The organism is Amphritea sp. 1_MG-2023 (assembly GCF_030547545.1).
Classification (GTDB): Bacteria; Pseudomonadota; Gammaproteobacteria; order Pseudomonadales; family Balneatricaceae; genus Amphritea.
In genome coordinates, this window is the sequence record NZ_JAUOQE010000008.1 from 83,319 (window position 1) to 105,030 (window position 21,712).

Below are 21,712 nucleotides of genomic sequence, written 5' to 3' on the forward strand. Positions count from 1 at the left end.
TGTATTGAATATATTTCTAATTGGCCCTATGGGTGCTGGAAAAAGCACCATAGGGCGTCTTCTTTCCCAAGAATTAAAATTAAGTTTTGTAGATTCGGATAAAGTCATCGAGGAACTTGCGGGGGCCGATATTCCTTGGATTTTCGATGTTGAGGGCGAGACCGGCTTTCGTGATCGGGAAGCTAAGATTATTGATCAGCTGAGTGCTGAAGATAATCAGGTGTTAGCCACCGGTGGTGGTGCAGTGTTGCGTTCGGAAAATCGATCAAACCTTCAGGGCCGAGGAACCGTTGTCTATCTTCAGGCTTCGGTAGCGCAGCAGTTGGAACGGACGGCACGGGATAAAAACCGGCCGCTACTGCAAACCTCTGATCCTGAAACGGTGTTAAAAACATTGATGGAAGAGCGTCACCCGCTTTATTTGCAGGTGGCCGATGTTGTGGTAGATACCGAGCGACGTAACCCTAAAGCAGTGGTTACTGATATACTGACGGAGCTTCGTGCACAGCAAATTATCAAATAGAGATAGCCCCTCCATGCAAACGTTAAATGTAGAGCTTGCTGATCGCTCATACCCTATTTTTATTGGCACAGACCTGTTTCGTCGTGAATATTTGGCACCCTATATTAAGGGTAATCAGGTGTTGATCGTCAGTAACGAGACGGTGGCCCCTTTGTATCTCGATCAATTGAAGGCGGTTTTACCCGCGATTCAGGTGGATGAAGTTATTCTGCCGGATGGCGAGCAATTTAAAACGTTAGATCAACTGACGGTAGTGTATGACGGCTTATTAACTCAACGACATAATCGTACCACGACGCTGATCGCACTCGGTGGTGGTGTTATCGGCGATATGACGGGGTTTGCTGCAGCCAGCTATCAACGAGGTGTTAATTTTATACAAATACCGACAACCTTGCTGTCTCAAGTCGATTCCTCTGTGGGCGGGAAGACAGGTGTTAATCATCCACTAGGTAAAAACATGATTGGCGCTTTTCATCAGCCGCAGGTCGTACTGGCGAGTGTTGATGTATTGGCTACGCTGCCTGATCGTGAGTTATCGGCGGGGCTGGCAGAAGTGATTAAGTATGGACTAGTCTATGATGCAGGCTTTCTCGATTGGCTTGAGAATAATATGCAGGGATTGATTGCGCGTGATAATGCATTATTGAGTCATGCTATCTATCGTTCTTGCGAGTTGAAAGCTGAAGTGGTGGCGCAGGATGAAAAAGAAGCCGGCGTGCGGGCACTCTTGAATCTAGGTCATACCTTTGGTCATGCGATCGAGTCTTGTCAAGGTTATGGGAATTGGTTGCACGGCGAGGCTGTTGCTGTCGGTACGGTGATGGCTGCCGATCTATCAAGACGCTTGGGTTGGATCAATCATGACGCTTATCAACGCGTGGTACGTATAATGCAAGCGGCGAATCTACCGATTGCTGCGCCAGAAGGCATGACGGCCGATGAGTTTATGGCGTTAATGGCTGTGGATAAAAAAGTGATTGATGGTCAGCTACGCTTGATTTTACTGCGCGAACTGGGAGCGGCGGTTGTGACTGATCAATTTGATCCACAGGCATTGCGACAAACGTTAAAGCACTTCACAGCTTAAAAGGGGCGTGCAGATGGCAGAAGTTGAAACAAATAGCGTTGCAGCGCTGACCGATGCTTTCTTGCAGGCAGAGCAGCGGAAGGGTTTCTTTTTTGAGCCATCATCGCGCTTACAGATGTTGGAAAAACTCGAACATCTGAGTCGCTTTAGTGATTTTTTGTTATTAGTGTCGGGGCCCTCAGGCGCCGGTAAAACGGTACTGATTCGGCAATTGCAGGCGGCGCAAAGCGACCGTACGCTAAGGATCTGTGCCATCGATGGGCGGCAGACGTCTAGCTTGAATGGTTTACTCGTGTCGTTGAGTGAGCAGCTCAGTCCTGAGCTTGATATTCAGGCGGATAATCAAGCGATGCTCAATGCCATTTACAGTTTTGCTCAGGTGATGGCTGCAGAGCATATTCAATGGGTTATTATCATTGATAATGCGGATGAGCTGGAAAAGCCCGCGATTCAGTTGTTACTGCAGATGTTAAGTGAGGCGCAAGGGTTACCGCTCAAACCTCATCTGTTAATGGCGGTAGGCGAGGATTTTCTGGCGCAGCTACAAGCGTATGATGAGTATGAGTTATTAGACGCTCAGGTACATCAGTTGGTGCTCGAGCCGTTTACGTTCACCGAAGCCCGTAGTTATCTGCTGCAACGATATAGTGCTGCGACCTCTCTCAATGAAAAACAGCTACAGGCCATTTATACGGCCTCCGAAGGCTATCCTGGAAGGCTAAATCAGCAAACTGAACAGTTATTTCGTTCGGGGACAGTGAAAAAAACGCTGCCATCGGTTTCTCTGACGCGTACCCATTATGCTGGTATGGCGGCGCTAATGCTGGTCTTGCTGTTGAGTAGCTTATGGCTGTATTGGCCAGAGAGTGACGTGGCTAAAACTAGAACGCAGGTAGAAATTCAGGTACCAGTTGAGGCGGAGCCAGTGATGGCGGGATCTGAATCATGGGGCAGCGATGATGGTATTCAGCCGCAGCCGAGCTATCGTGAAACATTGGCGGCGTCCTCCTCTGTCGCCGCATCGAAGGCTGCAACAGCACAACAGCAGGATGTTGTAACCAAGGTGACGCCGCCGAGCGTGGCATCAGCTAGCGCGCTGATGGCTGATAGCTCTGTTGCGAAAGTCGATGCTGTCGAGCCGTCAGAGCCGGTGATCAAGCCGCCGCAGCCAGCGGTGCCAGCGGAGAAGACTCAAGTGACGCCCTCGGCCGAGCCCATCGCTAAAGTTGAGGCGGCTAAAACAGTCAAAACCGTCGCCTCAGCTAAGCCCTCTGTCGCCGCTACTCGTGCGGAAAAATTGACCGAGGCTGAGCAAATGCTGATGAGTTGGCCTGCTACCGGTTATACCTTGCAGATGCTGGGTGCGGGGCAGCGTAGTAGTGCAGAGAAGTTTATTCGTGCTCAGGCAGAGCCGCAAAAGTTTTATATGTTTCAAACCCGTTACAAAAATAAGCCTTGGTTTGTGGTAGTCTATGGTCAGTATAAAGACCGTAATGCCGCGCACACTGCCGTGGCTGTACTCCCTTCAGCACTGACTAAGCTGAAGCCTTGGGCGAGGACGATTCAGGGGATTCAGGCGGATATAGCGACCAGAAAATAGAATTTTTTTGTCTTACCTCGGTAAACAAAAATATAGTCTGTCTTGCTTATAATTTGTCCTTCCTACCCTCGCTGTGTAAAATACCTGTCCCTTTTTCCCTGCATTGACAATTGTAGCTGGAATGTTGTGGATGCAATATATTGATAAACAAGAACTTTTTGGTGGGATTCGTTTATGAGCATAGGTCTGTATCGCCCTAGTGAGTTCAAAGACAACTGTGGTTTTGGCCTGATGGCCCATATGCAAGGTGAACCGAGCCACAACGTATTGTTGAAGGCGATTGAAGCACTAGCATGTATGACCCACCGTGGTGGGATCGCGGCTGACGGCAAAACCGGAGATGGCTGTGGGTTATTGATGCAGAAGCCGGATGCATTTTTTCGTGCTGCTGCAAAGAGCGACCTTGGGGTTGAGTTGGGGGATAATTATGCCGTCGGCATGGTGTTCCTATCAAAAGAGCCAGCCCTCGCGGCGGCTGCACGGGAAGTGTTAAATAATGAATTGGCAGCGCAGGGATTGACCGTTGCCGGTTGGCGAGTGGTGCCGACGGATCCAAGTTGTTTGGGACCGATTGCAAAAGACACTCTGCCATTGATTGAACAGGTGTTTGTGACGAGTGATAAAGCCGAGCGTGAATTTGCGGTTAGCTTATATACATCGCGTCGCAAGGCTGAGATCGCGTTGAGTGCAGATAGCGATTTCTATATCTGTAGTTTATCGGATAAGGTTATTTCCTATAAAGGCCTGACAATGCCGGTTGATCTACCGGTGTTTTATCAGGACTTGAGTGACGAACGTCTGGAAACCGCTATCTGTACTTACCATCAGCGTTTCTCGACCAACACCGCACCGCGGTGGCCGTTAGCTCAGCCGTTCCGTTTGTTGGCACACAATGGTGAGATTAATACCATTGAGGGTAACCGTAACTGGTCGCGTGCCCGTTCCAGTAAGTTTGCGACTGAATTGCTGCCGCATGTGGATGAGTTACAGCCGATCGTGAATACCACTGGTTCAGACTCCTCGAGTATGGATAACATGCTGGAATTCCTGATGGTCGGTGGCATGGATCTGTACCGTGCTGCGCGAATGATTGTGCCGCCTGCTTGGCAGAATGTGGATACCATGGATGCCGAACTACGCGCATTCTATGACTACAACTCCATGCATATGGAGCCTTGGGATGGCCCTGCCGGTATGGTGATGACTGACGGCCGCTTCGCGGTGTGTATGTTGGATCGTAATGGCTTGCGTCCGTCTCGTTGGGTGATGACCAGTGATGGCTTGATCTGTACCGCGTCCGAGATTGGCGTGTTTAACTATCAGCCTGAAGATGTGGTTTCGCAGGGGCGTGTCGGACCGGGGCAAATTTTGTCTATTGATACTCAAACCGGTGAAGTATTGCATACTGCCGATGTTGATGATCGATTGAAAAAAGCTCAGCCGTATAAGCAGTGGATGCGTGAAAATGCGTTACCACTCGAGCAAACCATGAACTTGACGGAAGAGTCGAAATCTTTCTGTGAGATGACCCCAGAAGAGGTCAGAACACACATGAAGATGTTCCAAGTGACCTATGAAGAGCGGGATCAAATCCTGCGTCCACTGGGTGAGTCAGGTATGGAAGCCGTGGGTTCCATGGGTGATGATAAACCCATGGCGGTGTTGTCCTCCAAGGTTCGTTCTGTTTACGACTATTTCCGACAGCAGTTTGCTCAGGTTACCAATCCGCCAATCGATCCATTGCGTGAAGCGATCGTTATGTCGCTGGAAACCTGCATTGGTGCAGAGCGAAACGTGTTTGAAGAAACGCCAGCGCATGCGCGTCGCGTTATTTTGACCACACCGGTTTTGTCAGCGAGTAAGTTTTTACGGCTGAAAAACAACACCGTTGATGGTTTTGGCGTGGCGCAGATTGATCTTAATTACGACCCTGCAGAGATGGATTTGCACGCGGCGATTGAGTCAGTTGCGGATCAAGCTGAAGCGCTGGTTCGTTCCGGTAAAGTTATTATTATTCTGTCTGATTTTGCGATTGCAGAGGGCCGCTTGCCGGTTCATGCGGCGATGGCAACCGGTGCCGTACATCATCGTCTAATCAATAAGGGACTCCGAGCCGATGCCAATATTCTGGTAGAAACCGGTACCGTGCGAGATCCACATCACTTTGCCGTGCTGTTTGGCTTTGGTGCAACGGCGGTTTACCCCTACCTTGCGTATCGTGTTCTGACCGATCTCTGTGCTACCGGTGAGATGCAGATGGATTGGCTTGATAGCCATGAAAACTATCGTAAAGGGATTAAGAAAGGCTTGATGAAGATCCTTTCGAAGATGGGGATCTCTACGGTTGCATCTTATCGTGGTGCGCAGCTGTTTGAAGCCGTGGGGGTGAGCTCCGAGGTGGTAGATCTGTGCTTCTCGGGCGTAGCGAGTCGCATCGAAGGCGCAGATTTCAGCGATTTCCAGAAAGATCAGCAGCTCCTAGCGAATGAAGCTTGGGTGGCACGCAAGAAGATTCAGCAGGGTGGTTTGCTGAAGTATGTGCATGGGGGTGAATATCACGCCTATAACCCCGATGTTGTTCGTACCATTCATACGGCTGTTCGTAGTGGTGATACCGCCGACTATCAGGCGTATGCTGACCTAGTGAATAAGCGCGGAGTGGCCACCATTCGTGATCTGTTGGGCTTACGTAAAGGCGTTCAGCCGATTGCGTTGAGTGAAGTTGAGCCGGTGGAAAACCTGTTTAAACGATTCGATTCGGCGGCCATGTCGCTCGGTGCTCTTTCGCCTGAAGCGCATGAGTGCTTGGCGATGGCCATGAACGAGCTAGGTGGACGTTCGAATTCAGGAGAGGGGGGTGAAGACCCTGCTCGTCACGGTACCAACCGACGTTCAAAAATTAAGCAGGTGGCCTCGGGTCGCTTTGGTGTCACGCCTGAATACCTAATCAATGCCGATGTGATGCAGATTAAGGTTGCTCAAGGTGCTAAGCCGGGTGAAGGTGGTCAGTTGCCGGGTGGTAAGGTCAATAGTCTCATCGCACGACTGCGGTACTCGGTACCCGGTGTGACACTCATTTCACCGCCGCCGCATCATGATATCTATTCGATTGAAGATTTGGCGCAACTGATTTTTGACCTTAAACAGGTTAATCCTGAAGGGTTAGTCTCGGTCAAACTGGTCTCTCGTCCAGGTGTTGGCACGATTGCCTGTGGTGTTGCTAAGGCATACGCCGATCTGATTACTATCTCCGGTTACGATGGTGGTACAGCGGCAAGCCCATTGACCTCGGTTCACTATGCGGGCTCCCCTTGGGAACTCGGGTTAGCGGATGCGCATCAATCACTACGCGGTAATCACTTGCGTGGCAAGATTCGTTTGCAAACCGATGGCGGTTTAAAAACGGGCTTAGATGTTGTGAAAGCCGCTATTCTAGGTGCGGAAAGCTTCGGTTTCGGTACTATGCCGATGGTAGCTGTCGGCTGTAAGTATCTACGTATTTGTCATTTGAATAACTGTGCCACGGGTGTAGCAACACAGAACGAGGAGCTGCGCGAGAAGCATTATCGCGGCACCGTAGAGATGGTGAAGAACTATTTCCGTTTTGTGGCTGAAGAGACGCGTCAGTGGATGGCCTCTGTCGGGGTGCGTTCACTGGAAGAGTTAGTCGGACGGGTTGATCTACTGGAGCTGCTCGAAGGAACAACGGAGAAGCATGGCAAACTTGATTTGTCACCGTTGATCTCAGATGCCGGTATTCCCGCTGAATATCCGCAAACCTGTCAGGTTGAGCATAATGATCCTTATGATACAGGGGCACTGAATAGCAAAATGCTCGCGCTGATCGAGCAGGCGATCAATGATAAGTCGGGTGCTGAATATGACCTCGTCATTACCAACTGTGATCGTTCGGTCGGTGCCCGTACATCCGGCGCCATTGCACGCGTTCACGGTAATCTCGGTATGTCTGATGCACCGGTTCGCTTTAACTTTACCGGTCATGCGGGTCAAAGTTTTGGTGTTTGGAACGCAGGCGGCCAAGAGTTATATCTCAAGGGTGATGCCAATGACTACGTCGGTAAGGGTATGGCGGGCGGCAAGATTGTTATCAGCCAGCCTGATGTAGTCACCTACGCCAGCAATGAAACCGCGATTATCGGTAATACCTGTCTGTACGGCGCAACCGGCGGTAAGCTGTATGCAGCCGGTAGTGCGGGTGAGCGTTTTGCGGTGCGTAACTCGGGTTGTCATGCGGTCATCGAAGGGGCGGGTGATCACTGTTGTGAATACATGACGGGCGGACTGGTCACCGTGTTGGGTCAAACCGGCTATAACTTCGGTGCGGGTATGACCGGTGGCTTCGCTTATGTATTAGATATGGATAACACCTTTGTTGATAAGTACAACCATGAGTTGGTGGATATTCACCGGGTTGCACCACAACAAATGGAAGAATATAAAAACCACCTACGTTCAGTGATCATCGGTTTTGTTCAAGAAACCGGTAGTCAGTGGGGGCAGCAGATGGTTGACAATTTTGATGATTATATCGGTCGGTTCTGGTTGGTTAAGCCAAAAGCCGCCAGTCTGGGAGAGCTGCTGACTGATATGCGCTCTCGTCCGGAGTGATGGGTTCATCGAACAGGTGTTTAGTGATAGCTGTGTCTGCCTGCGGGCAGACACTATTAGGCGGGGTGAAGAATGTCTGAACGTCTGAAGAATGATTTTCAGTTTCTGGAAGTAGAACGCGAGGGGCCAAGTAAGATCACAGCGAATGTCCGTAAAAAGGAGTTTGCTGAGATCTATGAGCCGTTTAAGTCAGAGGATGCATCGGAACAGGCTCATCGTTGTCTGGAATGTGGTAATCCTTATTGTGAATGGAAGTGTCCGGTTCACAACTATATTCCAAACTGGCTTAAGTTGGTGTCAGAAGGCAATATTATTGAAGCGGCTGAGTTGAGTCATCAGACTAATTCGTTGCCTGAGGTGTGTGGTCGGGTATGTCCACAGGATCGCTTGTGTGAAGGTGCCTGTACACTGAATGATGAATTTGGTGCGGTGACTATCGGTTCGGTGGAAAAGCATATTACCGATACGGCGTTTGCGATGGGCTGGCGTCCCGATATGAGCAAGGTGCCGGTGACCGATAAAAAGGTGGCGGTGATAGGCGCAGGACCTGCGGGCTTGGCTGCGGCTGATGTGTTGGTTCGTAACGGTGTGAAACCGGTGGTGTTTGATCGTCATCCAGAGATTGGTGGTCTGCTGACCTTTGGTATTCCAGAGTTCAAGCTGGATAAAGATGTCATGGTACGGCGTCGTGAAATTTTCACTGAGATGGGTGTTGAGTTCCGTTTAAACACTGAAATCGGTCAAGATGTCCAGATGCAAACGTTAATCGACGAATATGATGCTGTTTTCTTAGGTATGGGAACCTATACCTATATGAAAGGTGGTTTCCCGGGTGAAGAACTGGATGGCGTTTATGATGCGTTGCCGTTTTTGATCTCTAACGTCAATCGTTGCCTTGGTTTTGAAAAAGACGTGACCGATTATATCGGTGTAAAGGGTAAAAATGTGGTTGTTCTGGGCGGTGGTGACACAGCGATGGATTGTAACCGCACGTCTATTCGTCAAGAAGCCAATAGCGTTACCTGTGTCTACCGTCGTGATGAAGCGAACATGCCAGGCTCTAAACGTGAAGTTGAAAATGCCCGTGAAGAGGGTGTGCAGTTCATGTTTAACCGTCAACCCGTTGAAGTGGTGGGAGATGGCGGTAAAGTCACCGGCATTAAGGTGGTGACAACGCAGATGGGTGAACCAGACGAAAATGGTCGTCGCCGTCCTGAAGTGATTCAAGGCAGTGAAGAGGTTTTACCGGCTGATGCGGTATTGGTTGCCTTTGGTTTCCGTCCAAGCCCTGCGCCTTGGTTTACTGACTTCGGCATTGATCTGCAGCAAGATGGGCGTATTAAGACCTCGGTTGATCAAGCCTTTGCCTTTCAAACCAGCAATGAAAAAGTGTTTGCCGGTGGTGATATGGTACGTGGTTCCGATCTCGTGGTTACCGCTATCGATGAAGGCCGTAAAGCGGCCGAAGGCATGTTAGATTACCTTAAAGTGTAATTATCTGCCTGTTTGAAAAAGGTCGCTTCGGCGGCCTTTTTTTATCTTTATGTTACCGGTCAGCAAACAGGAGAGTTGTTCGCGCCGATGTGTAAAAACCTGTAAAATGCCTTCCAGTTTTGAATCTGAATCGAGAAAAAGCCATGGCTGAATTGAAGAATGATCGTTTTCTGCGCGCGTTGATGCGTGAGCCTGTCGATGTGACACCGGTATGGATGATGCGTCAGGCAGGTCGTTATCTGCCAGAGTATCGTGCTACCCGTGCTCAGGCGGGTGATTTTATGAGTCTGTGCAAGAATAAAGAGCTGGCGTGCGAAGTGACGATTCAGCCATTAGAGCGATACGATCTTGATGCCGCGATTCTGTTTTCCGATATTCTGACTATCCCCGATGCCATGGGGCTAGGTCTGTACTTCGAAGCAGGTGAAGGGCCTAAGTTTAGTAAGATCATTCGTACTGAAGCCGATGTTGATGCGCTGTCAGTACCTGATTCAGCTCGAGACCTGGATTATGTAATGGATGCGGTTAAAACCATCCGTTCTGAGCTGAATGGCCGCGTACCCTTGATCGGTTTCTCTGGCAGCCCCTGGACGCTGGCAACCTATATGGTAGAGGGCGGTTCGAGTAAAGATTTTCGGCATATCAAGCAGATGATGTATGCGACCCCAGAGGTGCTGCATCAACTGTTAGATAAGCTCGCTGAGTCAGTCGCCGATTACCTAAATCAGCAAATTCTGAGTGGTGCGCAGGCAGTACAGATCTTTGATACTTGGGGGGGGGTGCTGAGTGGTCCAATGTATCAACTGTTCTCCCTTAACTATATGCAGAAGATTGCTAATGGTTTGATCCGTGAACATGACGGCCGTACTGTTCCGGTGATTATGTTTACTAAGAACGGTGGACAGTGGCTTGAGGCGATGACCGAAGCTGGTGCCGATGCCTTAGGATTGGATTGGACCATCAATATTGATGATGCCCGTGCTCGAGTCGGTGATAAAGTGGCCTTGCAAGGTAATATGGATCCTTCTGTGTTGTATGGGTCTGCCGATTGTATTCGTACCGAAGTGGCGGATATTCTGGCGCGTTACGGCAGTGGTCCCGGCCATGTATTCAACCTCGGACACGGTATTCATCAGTTTGTCGATCCGGATCAGCCGAAAATTTTTGTTGATGCGGTGCATGAGCTCAGTGCTCAGTATCACGATTAACAGACTCGATGTTAAATAAGAGGGCGCAAAGCCCTCTTTTGTTATGCAGCGGAAGATCATGAAACGACTGACTCAGCTTTTAGATAGTAATCGGCAGTGGGCCGAACAGATTAGCCAAGATGATCCGCATTTTTTTGAAACCCTCGCGCAGCAACAGGCGCCAGAATATCTCTGGATTGGCTGCTCTGATAGCCGCGTGCCAGCCAATGAAATTGTGGGTATGTTACCGGGCGAACTGTTTGTGCATCGGAATGTATCCAACCTTGTTATCCACACGGATATGAATTGTCTCTCTGTGATTCAGTATGCGGTACAGGTACTTAAGGTTAAACATATTATGGTGGTGGGCCATTATGGCTGTGGTGGTGTTAAGGCCGCCTTAGAAAGTAGTCGTCATGGATTGATCGATAATTGGTTGCGACAGATACGTAAGGTTAATCAGAAGCACAGTGAGTTGCTGTCGGCTTGGGATCATTCTCATCAGCAGCTCGATCGGTTGTGTGAGCTTAATGTCATTGAACAGGCGTTTAATGTCTGTGAAACCACCATTATTCAGGATGCTTGGGCCGCAGGGCAGGAGATCACCGTGCATGGCTGGATCTATGGCTTGAATGATGGCCTAGTGAATGATCTAGAGTTTAATGCGTCCGAGGATGCAGAGGTTGAAGCGCAATACAATCTGGCGATCAGTAAAATCGAAGCGTTGCGACAGTTAGCGCTGGTCTCAGAAAAAGGTCATAACGCGAGAAATTTGTGGGACAGAGTGCGGCAGCTGTTTAATTAAGGCGGCCAATGCTGTTGTGTTGCTGGCAAAAATAAAAGCCTCGCGGTTGCGAGGCTTTTTTACGTTTGCTAGTGGGGCGCTACTTAGCCGCTTGAAGTGCTTGCTCTAGGTCGGCCAAAAGATCATCGATATGCTCGATACCGATAGATAGGCGCACCATATCATCGCTAACGCCAGCAGACTTCAGCTCTTCATCGTTTAATTGACGGTGAGTGGTTTCGGCGGGAATTGATGCCAGTGATTTGCAGTCGCCGATATTAACCAAACGAGTGAAAATAGTGAGTGCGTCATAGAATTTTCGAGTGCCCTCACGGCCACCGGCGATACCGAAACTGAGGATACCGGATGCCTGACCGTTCATATACTTCTTGGCTAAGGCGTTGTCTTTGTGGCTGGCTAGGCCGGCGTAGCTCACCCAGTTAACCTGATCATGAGCTTCCAGGTAGTTAGCCACTTTGAGGGTGTTTTCGCACACCCGCTCCATCCGCAGCGACAGGGTTTCAATGCCTTGCAGTAGGAGGAAGGCGTTCATCGGAGAGAGTGCCGCTCCCATGTTGCGCAGAGGGACAACGCGACAGCGGCCAATAAAGGCGGCAGGGCCAAAGGCATCGGTGTAGACCACGCCGTGGTAAGAGATATCGGGTGTGTTCAGCAATGGGAAGCGATCCGCATGATCGGCCCAAGGGAAATTACCCGAGTCGACAATGACGCCGCCGATGGAGTTACCGTGGCCGCCAATATATTTAGTGGCTGATTGCACCACGATATCCGCACCATGCTCGATGGGGCGCCACAGTGCAGGGCTAGCCACTGTGCTATCGACGATCAAGGGTAGGCCGTGTTTGTGTGCTAGTTCAGCCATGGCTTCGATATCGGCAATGCCACCGGATGGATTGCCGATCGATTCGCAATAGATGGCACGGGTGCGCTCATCGATCAGGGCTTCCATCGCACTGAAGTCATCTTTGTTGGCAAAACGGGTTTCAATACCTTGACGGGGCAGTGTATGAGCAAACAGGTTGTAGGTGCCGCCATAGAGTTCGCTGGTGGCGATGATGTTATCGCCCACTTCTGCAATGGTCTGAATAGCATAGGTAATGGCCGCCATACCGGAGGCAACGGCCAGTGCAGCAACACCGCCTTCCAATGCGGCAACCCGTTGCTCTAGCACATCATTGGTTGGGTTCATTATCCGAGTGTAGATATTGCCTGGAACTTTGAGATCGAATAGATCGGCGCCATGTTGAGCGTTATCAAACGCGTAAGACGTGGTTTGATAGATCGGCACGGCGGCCGCTTTTGTCGTTTCTTCCGGGCTATAACCACCGTGAACGGCAATGGTTTCCAATTTCATCTGCTGCTCCTCATGAACAATGTAATACGTTTATTTTCGTTTTATATCGATTCTTGTGCGCTAGATTGTAGACCTTCAGCAGGAGAAATAAAGTTCTCTTTTGTACCAGCAGTTAGCGCATTCCGCTAGAATGCGTGGATTGATTTGAGAGGAGAGCCCGATGGCTAAGGCAAAGAGTGCGTATGTCTGCAATGATTGCGGCGCAGATTATTCTAAATGGCAGGGGCAATGCAGTGCCTGCCATGCGTGGAATACCCTGACAGAAGTGCGTCTCAGTAGTGCTAAACCCAGTGCAACCCGAGGGGCTCGGTTTGAGGGATATGCGGGTGCAGGCAGTCTAGCCAAAGTACAGGATCTCTCGGAGGTGAATCTCGCAGATATGCCGCGTTTTGCCTCGGGCTCAGGCGAGCTCGATCGGGTGTTGGGTGGCGGACTGGTACCTGGCTCGGCGATTTTGATCGGTGGTCATCCGGGGGCAGGTAAGAGTACGCTGTTATTGCAGACCATGTGTCACTTAGCGCAGCAGATGCCCGCGTTATATGTGACTGGGGAGGAATCCTTGCAGCAGGTGGCACTGCGGGCGCAGCGTTTAGGCTTGACGACGACCAATTTAAAGATGCTCTCGGAAACCAGTGTGGAACAGATCTGCACCATTGCTGAACAGCTTAAGCCGAAAGTGCTGGTGGTGGATTCGATTCAGGTGATGCATGTCGATGATGTGCAATCGGCGCCGGGTAGTGTCTCTCAGGTGCGAGAGGCGGCGGCTTACCTGACACGGTTTGCGAAACAAACGGGCACGGTGCTATTTCTGGTGGGCCATGTGACCAAAGATGGTTCATTGGCCGGGCCTAAAGTGCTGGAGCATATGATCGATTGCTCGTTACAGTTGGAAGGCGATAGCGATGGCCGTTTTCGCACTCTGCGTAGTCATAAAAACCGTTTTGGCGCGGTGAATGAGCTCGGCGTGTTTGCCATGTTAGAGCAGGGTTTAAAAGAGGTAAAAAACCCCAGTTCGATCTTTTTAAGTCGTGGCGATAAACCCAGTCCCGGTAGCTTGGTGATGGTGGTGTGGGAAGGCACTCGGCCACTCTTGGTAGAAGTACAAGCGCTGGTGGATCAGAGCCATGTGAATAACCCACGACGCATAGCGGTGGGGCTAGAGCAGAATCGATTGGCCATGCTGTTAGCGGTATTGAACCGTCATGGAGGCCTACAAACCGGTGATCAGGATGTTTTTGTAAACGTGGTCGGCGGCGTCAAGGTGTTAGAAACCAGTGCTGATTTGGCGTTATTATTATCGGTGGTATCGAGCTTTCGAGATCGAGCGTTGCCACAAGAGCTGATTGCCTTCGGTGAGGTGGGGTTGTCTGGCGAGATACGTCCCGTACCGAATGGCCAAGAACGGATTAAAGAAGCCGCTAAGCACGGCTTTCGTCGAGCGATAGTGCCCAAGGCGAATGTGCCAAAGCGCTCCCCAGAGGGGATGACCGTGGTGGGCGTGAGTCAGCTATCGGAAGCGTTGGATGCACTGTGAGTGAATTAGGCTTTAGCCGTTAGCTGTTCTAGCTCCCGTTCGAGTAATGCTTCGGAGCCGAGATTGAGTTCAACCAGTCGACGTAAATGTGCAAGGCTGTCGATATCGATGCTCTGGGCTTCAAAGCCTAAATGATCACCTAAATGATGGCGCAATATCACGGACATACGAATCACAATGTCATCAGATAGATGAATGATAAGTTCTGCCGTATCGCCGAGGTGTACTGGTGTGGAGGTAATCATTGAGGTCAGGGCGCCCTGAAATGAGATATCAATCAGTTCTACCGGCCAGTGATTATCGGCGGTTTTAATTTCACAAGCGGCATCAAATGTAATGCGTTGAAAGTGTCGCCGTTCTTCAGTCATGCTGTTCTCCTGCCTCGCAGCTGCGAGCCGCCTATCGCTTAAGAATATCTTTTCTACAGAGAACATCAATTGCTTTACGCTGTGGCAAACATAAAAAAACCGGCCTAGGCCGGTTTCAGATAGCGGGATAAGCAATGATGCTTATTTCGCGATACGCTTATATTTGATCCGTTCTGGCTGATGATCTTTGCCATAACGTTTCTTATAATCTTCAGCGTATTCGGTGTAATTACCCTCGAAGAACTCAACCTTCGAATCACCTTCGTAAGCCAGCATATGGGTGCAGACACGGTCGAGGAACCAACGGTCGTGAGAGATGACCACGGCGCAACCCGGGAAGGCCAGTAAGGCTTCTTCGAGTGCCCGTAGCGTTTCGACATCGAGATCGTTGGTCGGCTCATCGAGTAACAGCACATTGCCGCCTTCCTTGAGCAGTTTCGCCATATGCAACCGGTTACGTTCACCGCCGGATAGGTCTTTGACAAATTTCTGCTGATCGGCGCCCTTAAAGTTAAAACGGCCACAGTAAGCGCGGGACGAGGTGGTGTAGTTACCGACCACAATGTTGTCTTGCCCTTCGGAGATCTCTTCCCAGACGGTTTTATTGCCCGCCAGATCACGGCTTTGATCAACATACGCCAGTTTAACTGTGTCACCGATTTCAATGCTGCCTGAATCGGGTTTTTCTAACCCCGTAATCATCTTGAAGAGGGTCGATTTACCGGCACCGTTACCGCCGATAATGCCGACAATGGCGCCTTGAGGAATCGTCAGCGATAGATCTTCAAACAGCATCTTGTCGCCAAATGACTTGGACACATGATGTAGTTCAATGACTTTCTCACCCAGACGTGGCCCCGGTGGAATGTAGATTTCAGAGGTTTCGTTACGGGTTTGGAATTCGCGAGAGTTCATCTCTTCGAACTGACGTAAACGCGCTTTAGATTTGGCTTGACGGCCTTTCTGTCCCTGTCGTACCCATTCCAATTCGGCATTCACGGCTTTATGGTGAGCCGCTTCCTGTTTCGACTCCATCTCTAGGCGCTTATCTTTCTGCTCTAGCCAGCTAGAATAATTGCCTTCGTACGGAATGCCGCGACCACGATCGAGTTCCAGAATCCAGCCGGCAGCGTTATCTAAGAAATAGCGGTCGTGTGTAATCGCCACGACGGTACCGGGATATTCCTGTAAGAAGCGTTCAATCCAAGCGATCGATTCGGCATCCAAATGGTTGGTAGGCTCATCCAGTAGCAACATATCGGGTTTGTCGAGTAGCAAGCGACACAGCGCTACACGACGTCGTTCACCCCCAGAGAGGTTTTTAATGTCGGCATCCCAAGGTGGTAGACGCATCGCATCGGCGGCGCGTTCTAACATGGTGTCGAGATTGTGGCCATCTTTGGCGGCGATGAGATCTTCAAAGCGAGCCTGCTGTTTGGCTAACTCGTCAAAATCGGCATCGGGTTCAGCGTAGGCGGCATAAACCGCTTCCAAACCGTCCAACGCTTCTTTGACATCGGCGACCGCTTCTTCCACGACTTCACGTACCGTTTTACTGTCGTCTAATTGAGGCTCTTGTGGCAAGTAGCCCACCTTGATGCCCGGCATCGGCCGTGCTTCACCGAGGTATTCTTTATCAAGCCCGGCCATGATTTTTAGCAGGGAGGATTTACCCGAGCCGTTCAGACCCAAAACGCCAATCTTGGCGCCGGGAAAGAAGGAGAGGGAGATATCTTTTAATATTTCACGCTTGGGTGGCACAACTTTGCCGACCCGATTCATGCTGTAAACGTACTGAGCCATTACACAACCTGTTAACTGTTATCTCAAAACTGCGCATATCTTAGCCTCACACAGACTTTATTGCGAATTTCATCTGCGATCGCCGAGTATTTTAAAGCGCGAGGCGCTGGAGCCGAGCGGGGGATGAACGGTCGAGTTGGCGTCTCTCATAAAGGCTGCGTTGAGAGGCTAGAGAAAATAGTTTTTTGTCGTGATGGAGTGATTTTAAAATAGCTCAAAAGGCGGCTATCGACGGTTATTAATGTCATCGATGACGATCGATTAGTCACGCCATCATCACTGAATGCGCTGTAACCCGCTGCGCAGAGCCGCAATCTGTATATTATGAGCGAAATTCTCGGTGAACTGCATTACTTTCAAGTACGCTTTGTATATAAATTCGACTATAATGTGCCGCTTTTCCAAGGCCCAGAAAATTGCTGCTGTTGTGGCGCGATCGTTGGGCCGCTGCAAATCTCAACTTTGGGGACCGCTAATGTTTAGCAAAGAGATGACTATCGCTGGTTTTGATCCAGATCTGTATGCTGCGATGCAGGCTGAAGCCAAGCGTCAGGAAGAGCATATCGAGCTGATTGCTTCTGAAAACTATACCAGCCCACGAGTAATGGAAGCACAGGGCTCTGAGCTGACCAATAAATACGCGGAAGGTTATCCTGGCAAACGTTACTATGGCGGCTGCGAGCATGTCGATGTGGTTGAGCAGTTAGCGATTGATCGTGCTAAACAACTGTTTGATGCAACCTATGCCAATGTTCAGCCGCACTCTGGCTCGCAAGCCAATGCCGCGGTTTATATGGCCTTGTGTCAGCCAGGTGATACCGTGTTAGGTATGAGCTTGGCCCATGGTGGTCACTTGACTCACGGTTCAGCCGTGAGCTTTTCTGGGCGTATCTACAATGCTGTTCAGTATGGTTTAAATGCTGACACGGGCGAAATCGATTATGCTGAAGTTGAGCGTCTAGCGCTGGAACACAAACCGAAAATGATCGTAGCGGGCTTCTCAGCTTATTCTCGCGTGGTTGATTGGCAGCGTTTCCGTGATATCGCCGATAAAGTGGGTGCTTACCTGTTTGTGGATATGGCACATGTGGCCGGCTTGGTGGCTGCGGGTGTTTATCCTAGCCCCGTCCCTGTCGCTGATGTTGTCACCACGACAACGCATAAGACATTGGGTGGTCCTCGTGGCGGCCTGATTCTGTCGGCAAATGCAGATGAAGATCTGCAGAAAAAGCTCAACTTTGCTGTCTTCCCTGAATCTCAGGGTGGCCCATTGATGCATGTGATTGCTGCTAAAGCGGTTTGCTTCAAAGAAGCGATGCAGGACGATTGGAAAGCGTATCAAGCTCAGGTGGTTAAAAACGCTCAGAGCATGGCGAAAGTGTTTAAAGAACGGGGTATTAAAATCGTTTCTGACGGTACCGATGATCACCTTTTCTTGGTTGACTTGATCGATAAAGAGTATACCGGTAAAGATGCTGATGCCGCTTTGGGTCGGGCTAATATTACCGTTAATAAAAACTCTGTGCCTAATGATCCTCGCTCGCCGTTTGTGACCTCGGGTCTACGTATCGGTACGCCGGCGATCACCCGTCGTGGTTTTAAAGAAGCTGAAGCAGAACAACTAACTCAGTGGATTTGCGATGTGCTGGATAACATCGATGATGATGCAGTGATTAACACCGTCAAACAGAATGTTTTGGATATCTGCGCTCGCTTTCCGGTTTATAAGTAAATCGTTACAATAGGCTGAGTGATTGATTAGTTCCCCTATCGGGGCGCCTTGTGCGCCCCGGTTGTTTATATAAACGTTGTTAAATTGAAGCATGAAAACGTTTATATAAGCATGATAAATGCTCTTTTTAGGCTGATAATAGCCCCGCTCTTTGAGGATGATATATGTACTGTCCGTTCTGCTATGCACATGAAACCAAAGTGGTTGATTCCCGCTTGGTAGCAGAAGGGCAGCAGATTCGCCGTCGACGTGAATGTATCACCTGTCATGAACGATTCACTACCTATGAAGCCGCTGAACTGTTGATGCCCCGTCTGATTAAGGCCGATGGTACTCGTCAGCCTTATGATGAAGATAAACTGCGTGCCGGTATTCAGCGTGCGGTGGAAAAGCGTCCGGTTAGCGTTGAAGAGATCGAAGCCTGCATTAGCCGTATTAAACAACGATTACGGGCCACCGGTGAGCGTGAACTGCCTTCTCGGACGGTGGGTGAAGAGGTGATGCATGAATTACGTAAATTGGATCAAGTAGCGTATGTGCGATTTGCTTCGGTGTATCGTAGTTTTCAAGATATCAATGAGTTTAAAGAAGAGATTGATCGCTTGTCAGAACAGAAAGAGGATGCCGTTAAGGCAAAGTAATTAGGATGACCGACTGGAGCGCTGCAGATCACACCTACATGTCCCGAGCCGTGAGTATCGCTTGGCAGGGGCTTTATACGACAGAACCGAATCCACGTGTGGGTTGTGTTCTGGTTAAAGATGGTAAACTGATTGCAGAAGGGTATCATCGTAAAGCGGGTGAGGGCCATGCCGAAGTTAATGCACTGCGTAATGCGGCTGGGCAGGCCAAGGGCTGTACCGCCTATGTGACGTTGGAGCCCTGTAGTCACTTTGGTAAAACTCCGCCCTGTGCGGAGGCCTTGATTAATGCCGATGTTGCTGAGGTTGTGGTTGGCATGGTGGACCCTAATCCTCGGGTGTCGGGTAATGGCCTCAAAAAACTACAGCAAGCCGGTATCAAGGTGCGTTGTGGTTTGATGGAAGCTCAGTGTCGGCAATTGAATCCGGGTTTTATTAAGCGTATGGCAACCGGAATTCCCTTGGTGCGGCTTAAAATGGCGGCTAGTTTGGATGGTCGTACGGCGATGGCATCCGGTGAAAGTCAGTGGATTACAGGGCCGTTGGCGCGTCAGGATGTACAACGTTTACGCGCTCGAAGCTCGGCTGTGGTGAGTGGTGTTGCTTCCATTATTAGCGATGATGCCTCATTAACGGTGCGCGCCGCCGAATTAGGGCTGGAGCATGCTGCTGAGGTTGCTCGTCGTCAACCATTGCGGGTGGTACTGGATAGTTCTGCGCGGCTGCCTGAACAGGCAAAACTGTTAGGATTGCCGGGACGCACATTGATTGTTAGCTGTGTTGATGCGCCGGACTTTATCGCGGCGTATGATGCGGTTGAGTGGTTGAAGCTTCCGGCTATCAATGGTGCGATTGATCTGCCGAAACTGCTGCAAGAGTTGGCGCACCGAGAATGTAACGAAGTGTTAGTCGAAACAGGGGCTACCCTAGCCGGTGCTTTTATGGCACAAGGCTTGGTGGATGAGTTAGTGCTATATCAGGCAATGACGTTGCTCGGGAGTAATGCGCGTCCTATGTTTCTGTTGCCGCTAGATAAAATGAGTCAACAGAAGCCGCTTAAGCTGATTGATAGTCGAGTGTTGGGCGATGATCTTCGCCTGACATTGATTCCTCGGCAGGAGAAATAACGATGTTTACCGGAATTATTGAGGCGGTCGGGGTTGTGGCCGCCGCCGAAGAGGTGCAGGGCGATCTGCGTCTGTATATCCGTACCGGTGATCTAGATCTGTCCGATGTAAAACTCGGTGACAGTATTGCGGTTAATGGTGTTTGTTTAACGGCGGTGGCACTACCGGGCGATGGTTTTTGGGCGGATGTGTCGCGTGAAACACTGGTACATACGCGGTTTCCGAGCCTGATGCCGGGCCAGCGAGTTAATTTAGAAAAGGCGATGCAGCCGACCACTCGGTTTGGCGGGCACATTGTGACGGGGCATGTGGATGGCTTGGGTGAGGTGATCTCGATTGAGTCGGATGCTCGTTCCGTGCGTTACCAAATTCGAGCGCCGCAAGTGATTGCTCGCTATATCGCGGCAAAGGGCTCAATTACCGTGGATGGCGTCAGCTTGACGGCTAATGCGGTCGATGGTCAAGTGTTTGATCTGAATATTGTGCCGCATACCGCACAAGAAACGATAATAGCCAGCTATCAGTCTGGCCAAAAAGTACATTTGGAAGTTGATATCATCGCTCGCTACATGGAGCGTCTGATTAATTACAGCGATGCTACTGATATTAATACAACGGAAGCCGTTGGTGGGGTGAGTATGGCTACCCTCGCATCCGCGGGTTTCCTGAACCGCCGCTAATACGGCTATAGAGGCTTTAGTTTAATGGAATTGAATACTCCCCAAGAGCTGATCGATGATATTCGTCAGGGCAAAATGGTTATCCTGATGGATGACGAAGACCGGGAAAATGAAGGCGATCTGGTGATTGCTGCCGAGATGGTGCGTACTGAAGATATCAACTTTATGGCGACCCATGCCCGAGGATTGATCTGTTTAACGTTAACGCGAGAGCGCTGTCAGCAATTGAAGTTACCGTTGATGGTGCAGTCAAATGGCGCTGCATTTGCGACTAACTTTACCCTCTCTATTGAAGCCGCTGAAGGTGTTACCACCGGTATCTCTGCGGCCGATCGTGCGCATACCGTGCGTACGGCTGTACGTGAGAGCGCTAAGCCGGAAGATATTGTTCAACCTGGGCATATCTTTCCGCTAATGGCCGATCCGGGCGGTGTTTTAAGCCGTGCCGGTCACACCGAAGCGGGCTGCGACTTGGCTCGCTTAGCGGGCTTAACTCCAGCGGCGGCGATTGTTGAAGTGATGAATGATGACGGTTCTATGGCGCGTCGTCCTGATCTAGAAAAATTTGCTGAAAAGCATGATCTGAAAATTGGTACGATTGCCGATTTGATTCATTATCGTACGATCAATGAACATACTGTTATACGTGATAGTGAAGGTGTTCTGGCGACTGAGTTTGGTGATTTTAATTATGTGACTTTCCGTGACGAAATTCAGGGATGCACACATATGGCGTTGACGTTGGGTGATATTACCCCAGCAGAGCCGACACCTGTGCGTGTTCATTTACGTACCGAAGTCCTCCGTGATGTCGTCGGGGCGGCACCAGAAGAAGAGTTGAAATGGACAATGCGTCGGGCGCTGAAAAAAGTGGCCAACGAAGGGAAGGGTGTCGTGCTGTTGCTCGATACCGGCGTTAGGATCGATTTAGGTGATGCCTTGAATCAGATGCTGAACAATGGGAAGAAGATCCGTCAGCATAATATTAGTGCATCGGGGTCTTATCTCACGGTTGGAACGGGCTCTCAGATTCTACGAGAACTGGGTGTTGGAAAAATGCGGGTGCTGAGTTCACCCATGAAATTTAATGCAATCTCAGGTTTTGATCTGGAGATTGTCGATTACATTGCTTGCGAAGAGTAAAG

General features: G+C 50.1%; 16 protein-coding genes. 13 read left to right on the top strand and 3 right to left on the bottom strand.

Going from position 1 to position 21,712, the window contains the following annotated elements; translation table 11 throughout:
• The first annotated feature begins 4 nt into the window (after positions 1-4).
• The 7 genes from aroK to can all read left to right on the top strand — a co-directional run bounded on the left by aroK (position 5) and on the right by can (position 11,328).
• Entirely contained in the window at positions 5-523 is a 519-nt protein-coding gene (aroK, locus tag Q4488_RS06535) for a shikimate kinase AroK (RefSeq protein ID WP_303579668.1), read from the top strand.
• Positions 524-536: 13 nt separating this feature from the next.
• Entirely contained in the window at positions 537-1,613 is a 1,077-nt protein-coding gene (gene aroB / locus Q4488_RS06540; RefSeq protein WP_303579669.1) for a 3-dehydroquinate synthase, read from the top strand.
• A 13-nt stretch (positions 1,614-1,626) separates the two neighbouring features.
• On the top strand, positions 1,627-3,213 hold the full coding sequence (locus Q4488_RS06545) for an SPOR domain-containing protein (protein ID WP_303579670.1): 1,587 nt from the start codon (positions 1,627-1,629) through the stop codon (positions 3,211-3,213).
• 174 nt (positions 3,214-3,387) lie between these two features.
• Positions 3,388-7,842 carry a glutamate synthase large subunit gene (gltB, locus tag Q4488_RS06550; protein ID WP_303579671.1) on the top strand — a complete coding sequence of 1,485 codons (4,455 nt, stop codon included), beginning with the start codon at positions 3,388-3,390 and terminating at the stop codon, positions 7,840-7,842.
• 72 nt (positions 7,843-7,914) lie between these two features.
• Positions 7,915-9,336: an FAD-dependent oxidoreductase gene (locus Q4488_RS06555; protein ID WP_303579672.1), complete on the top strand. Its 1,422-nt coding sequence runs from the start codon at positions 7,915-7,917 to the stop codon at positions 9,334-9,336.
• Positions 9,337-9,479: 143 nt separating this feature from the next.
• Positions 9,480-10,544, top strand: coding sequence for a uroporphyrinogen decarboxylase (gene hemE, locus Q4488_RS06560; protein WP_303579673.1), 1,065 nt, complete (start codon positions 9,480-9,482; stop codon positions 10,542-10,544).
• A gap of 58 nt (positions 10,545-10,602) precedes the next feature.
• Positions 10,603-11,328 carry a carbonate dehydratase gene (gene can / locus Q4488_RS06565; protein WP_303579675.1) on the top strand — a complete coding sequence of 242 codons (726 nt, stop codon included), beginning with the start codon at positions 10,603-10,605 and terminating at the stop codon, positions 11,326-11,328.
• 79 nt (positions 11,329-11,407) lie between these two features.
• Here can and Q4488_RS06570 read toward each other — a convergent pair whose 3' ends face one another.
• Positions 11,408-12,682: an O-acetylhomoserine aminocarboxypropyltransferase/cysteine synthase family protein gene (locus tag Q4488_RS06570; protein WP_303579676.1), complete on the bottom strand. Its 1,275-nt coding sequence runs from the start codon at positions 12,680-12,682 to the stop codon at positions 11,408-11,410.
• A 160-nt stretch (positions 12,683-12,842) separates the two neighbouring features.
• On the opposite strand from Q4488_RS06570, the gene radA reads away from it, so the two are divergent.
• Positions 12,843-14,216 (top strand): DNA repair protein RadA, encoded by a 1,374-nt coding sequence (gene radA, locus Q4488_RS06575; RefSeq protein WP_303579677.1) that lies wholly within the window; start codon positions 12,843-12,845, stop codon positions 14,214-14,216.
• Between the two features lie 5 nt (positions 14,217-14,221).
• On the opposite strand, the gene Q4488_RS06580 is transcribed toward radA, so the two are convergent.
• The gene (locus Q4488_RS06580) at positions 14,222-14,584 is read right to left on the bottom strand and encodes a PilZ domain-containing protein (RefSeq protein ID WP_303579678.1); all 363 of its coding nucleotides are present in this window, start codon (positions 14,582-14,584) and stop codon (positions 14,222-14,224) included.
• Positions 14,585-14,725: 141 nt separating this feature from the next.
• Positions 14,726-16,387, bottom strand: coding sequence for an energy-dependent translational throttle protein EttA (gene ettA, locus Q4488_RS06585; protein ID WP_303579679.1), 1,662 nt, complete (start codon positions 16,385-16,387; stop codon positions 14,726-14,728).
• 475 nt (positions 16,388-16,862) lie between these two features.
• Between ettA and glyA the strand changes: the two genes are divergently transcribed.
• The 5 genes from glyA to ribBA all read left to right on the top strand — a co-directional run bounded on the left by glyA (position 16,863) and on the right by ribBA (position 21,710).
• Complete coding sequence (glyA, locus tag Q4488_RS06590) at positions 16,863-18,119, top strand: serine hydroxymethyltransferase (protein WP_303579680.1); 1,257 nt, start codon at positions 16,863-16,865, stop codon at positions 18,117-18,119.
• Positions 18,120-18,283: 164 nt separating this feature from the next.
• On the top strand, positions 18,284-18,760 hold the full coding sequence (gene nrdR / locus Q4488_RS06595) for a transcriptional regulator NrdR (protein ID WP_303579681.1): 477 nt from the start codon (positions 18,284-18,286) through the stop codon (positions 18,758-18,760).
• 5 nt (positions 18,761-18,765) lie between these two features.
• Positions 18,766-19,887, top strand: a complete 1,122-nt coding sequence (ribD, locus tag Q4488_RS06600; RefSeq protein ID WP_303579682.1) for a bifunctional diaminohydroxyphosphoribosylaminopyrimidine deaminase/5-amino-6-(5-phosphoribosylamino)uracil reductase RibD — start codon at positions 18,766-18,768, stop codon at positions 19,885-19,887.
• A 2-nt stretch (positions 19,888-19,889) separates the two neighbouring features.
• Positions 19,890-20,567 carry a riboflavin synthase gene (locus Q4488_RS06605; RefSeq protein ID WP_303579683.1) on the top strand — a complete coding sequence of 226 codons (678 nt, stop codon included), beginning with the start codon at positions 19,890-19,892 and terminating at the stop codon, positions 20,565-20,567.
• Positions 20,568-20,591: 24 nt separating this feature from the next.
• Positions 20,592-21,710, top strand: a complete 1,119-nt coding sequence (gene ribBA / locus Q4488_RS06610) for a bifunctional 3,4-dihydroxy-2-butanone-4-phosphate synthase/GTP cyclohydrolase II (protein ID WP_303579685.1) — start codon at positions 20,592-20,594, stop codon at positions 21,708-21,710.
• Positions 21,711-21,712 lie beyond the last annotated feature (2 nt).

Coding starts and splice junctions, on each gene's coding strand:
- aroB (WP_303579669.1), top strand. CDS start 537: ATGCAAACGTTAAATGTAGAGCTTGCTGATCGCTCATACCCTATTTTT.
- Q4488_RS06545 (WP_303579670.1), top strand. CDS start 1,627: ATGGCAGAAGTTGAAACAAATAGCGTTGCAGCGCTGACCGATGCTTTC.
- gltB (WP_303579671.1), top strand. CDS start 3,388: ATGAGCATAGGTCTGTATCGCCCTAGTGAGTTCAAAGACAACTGTGGT.
- Q4488_RS06555 (WP_303579672.1), top strand. CDS start 7,915: ATGTCTGAACGTCTGAAGAATGATTTTCAGTTTCTGGAAGTAGAACGC.
- hemE (WP_303579673.1), top strand. CDS start 9,480: ATGGCTGAATTGAAGAATGATCGTTTTCTGCGCGCGTTGATGCGTGAG.
- can (WP_303579675.1), top strand. CDS start 10,603: ATGAAACGACTGACTCAGCTTTTAGATAGTAATCGGCAGTGGGCCGAA.
- Q4488_RS06570 (WP_303579676.1), bottom strand. CDS start 12,682: ATGAAATTGGAAACCATTGCCGTTCACGGTGGTTATAGCCCGGAAGAA.
- radA (WP_303579677.1), top strand. CDS start 12,843: ATGGCTAAGGCAAAGAGTGCGTATGTCTGCAATGATTGCGGCGCAGAT.
- Q4488_RS06580 (WP_303579678.1), bottom strand. CDS start 14,584: ATGACTGAAGAACGGCGACACTTTCAACGCATTACATTTGATGCCGCT.
- ettA (WP_303579679.1), bottom strand. CDS start 16,387: ATGGCTCAGTACGTTTACAGCATGAATCGGGTCGGCAAAGTTGTGCCA.
- glyA (WP_303579680.1), top strand. CDS start 16,863: ATGTTTAGCAAAGAGATGACTATCGCTGGTTTTGATCCAGATCTGTAT.
- nrdR (WP_303579681.1), top strand. CDS start 18,284: ATGTACTGTCCGTTCTGCTATGCACATGAAACCAAAGTGGTTGATTCC.
- ribD (WP_303579682.1), top strand. CDS start 18,766: ATGACCGACTGGAGCGCTGCAGATCACACCTACATGTCCCGAGCCGTG.
- Q4488_RS06605 (WP_303579683.1), top strand. CDS start 19,890: ATGTTTACCGGAATTATTGAGGCGGTCGGGGTTGTGGCCGCCGCCGAA.
- ribBA (WP_303579685.1), top strand. CDS start 20,592: ATGGAATTGAATACTCCCCAAGAGCTGATCGATGATATTCGTCAGGGC.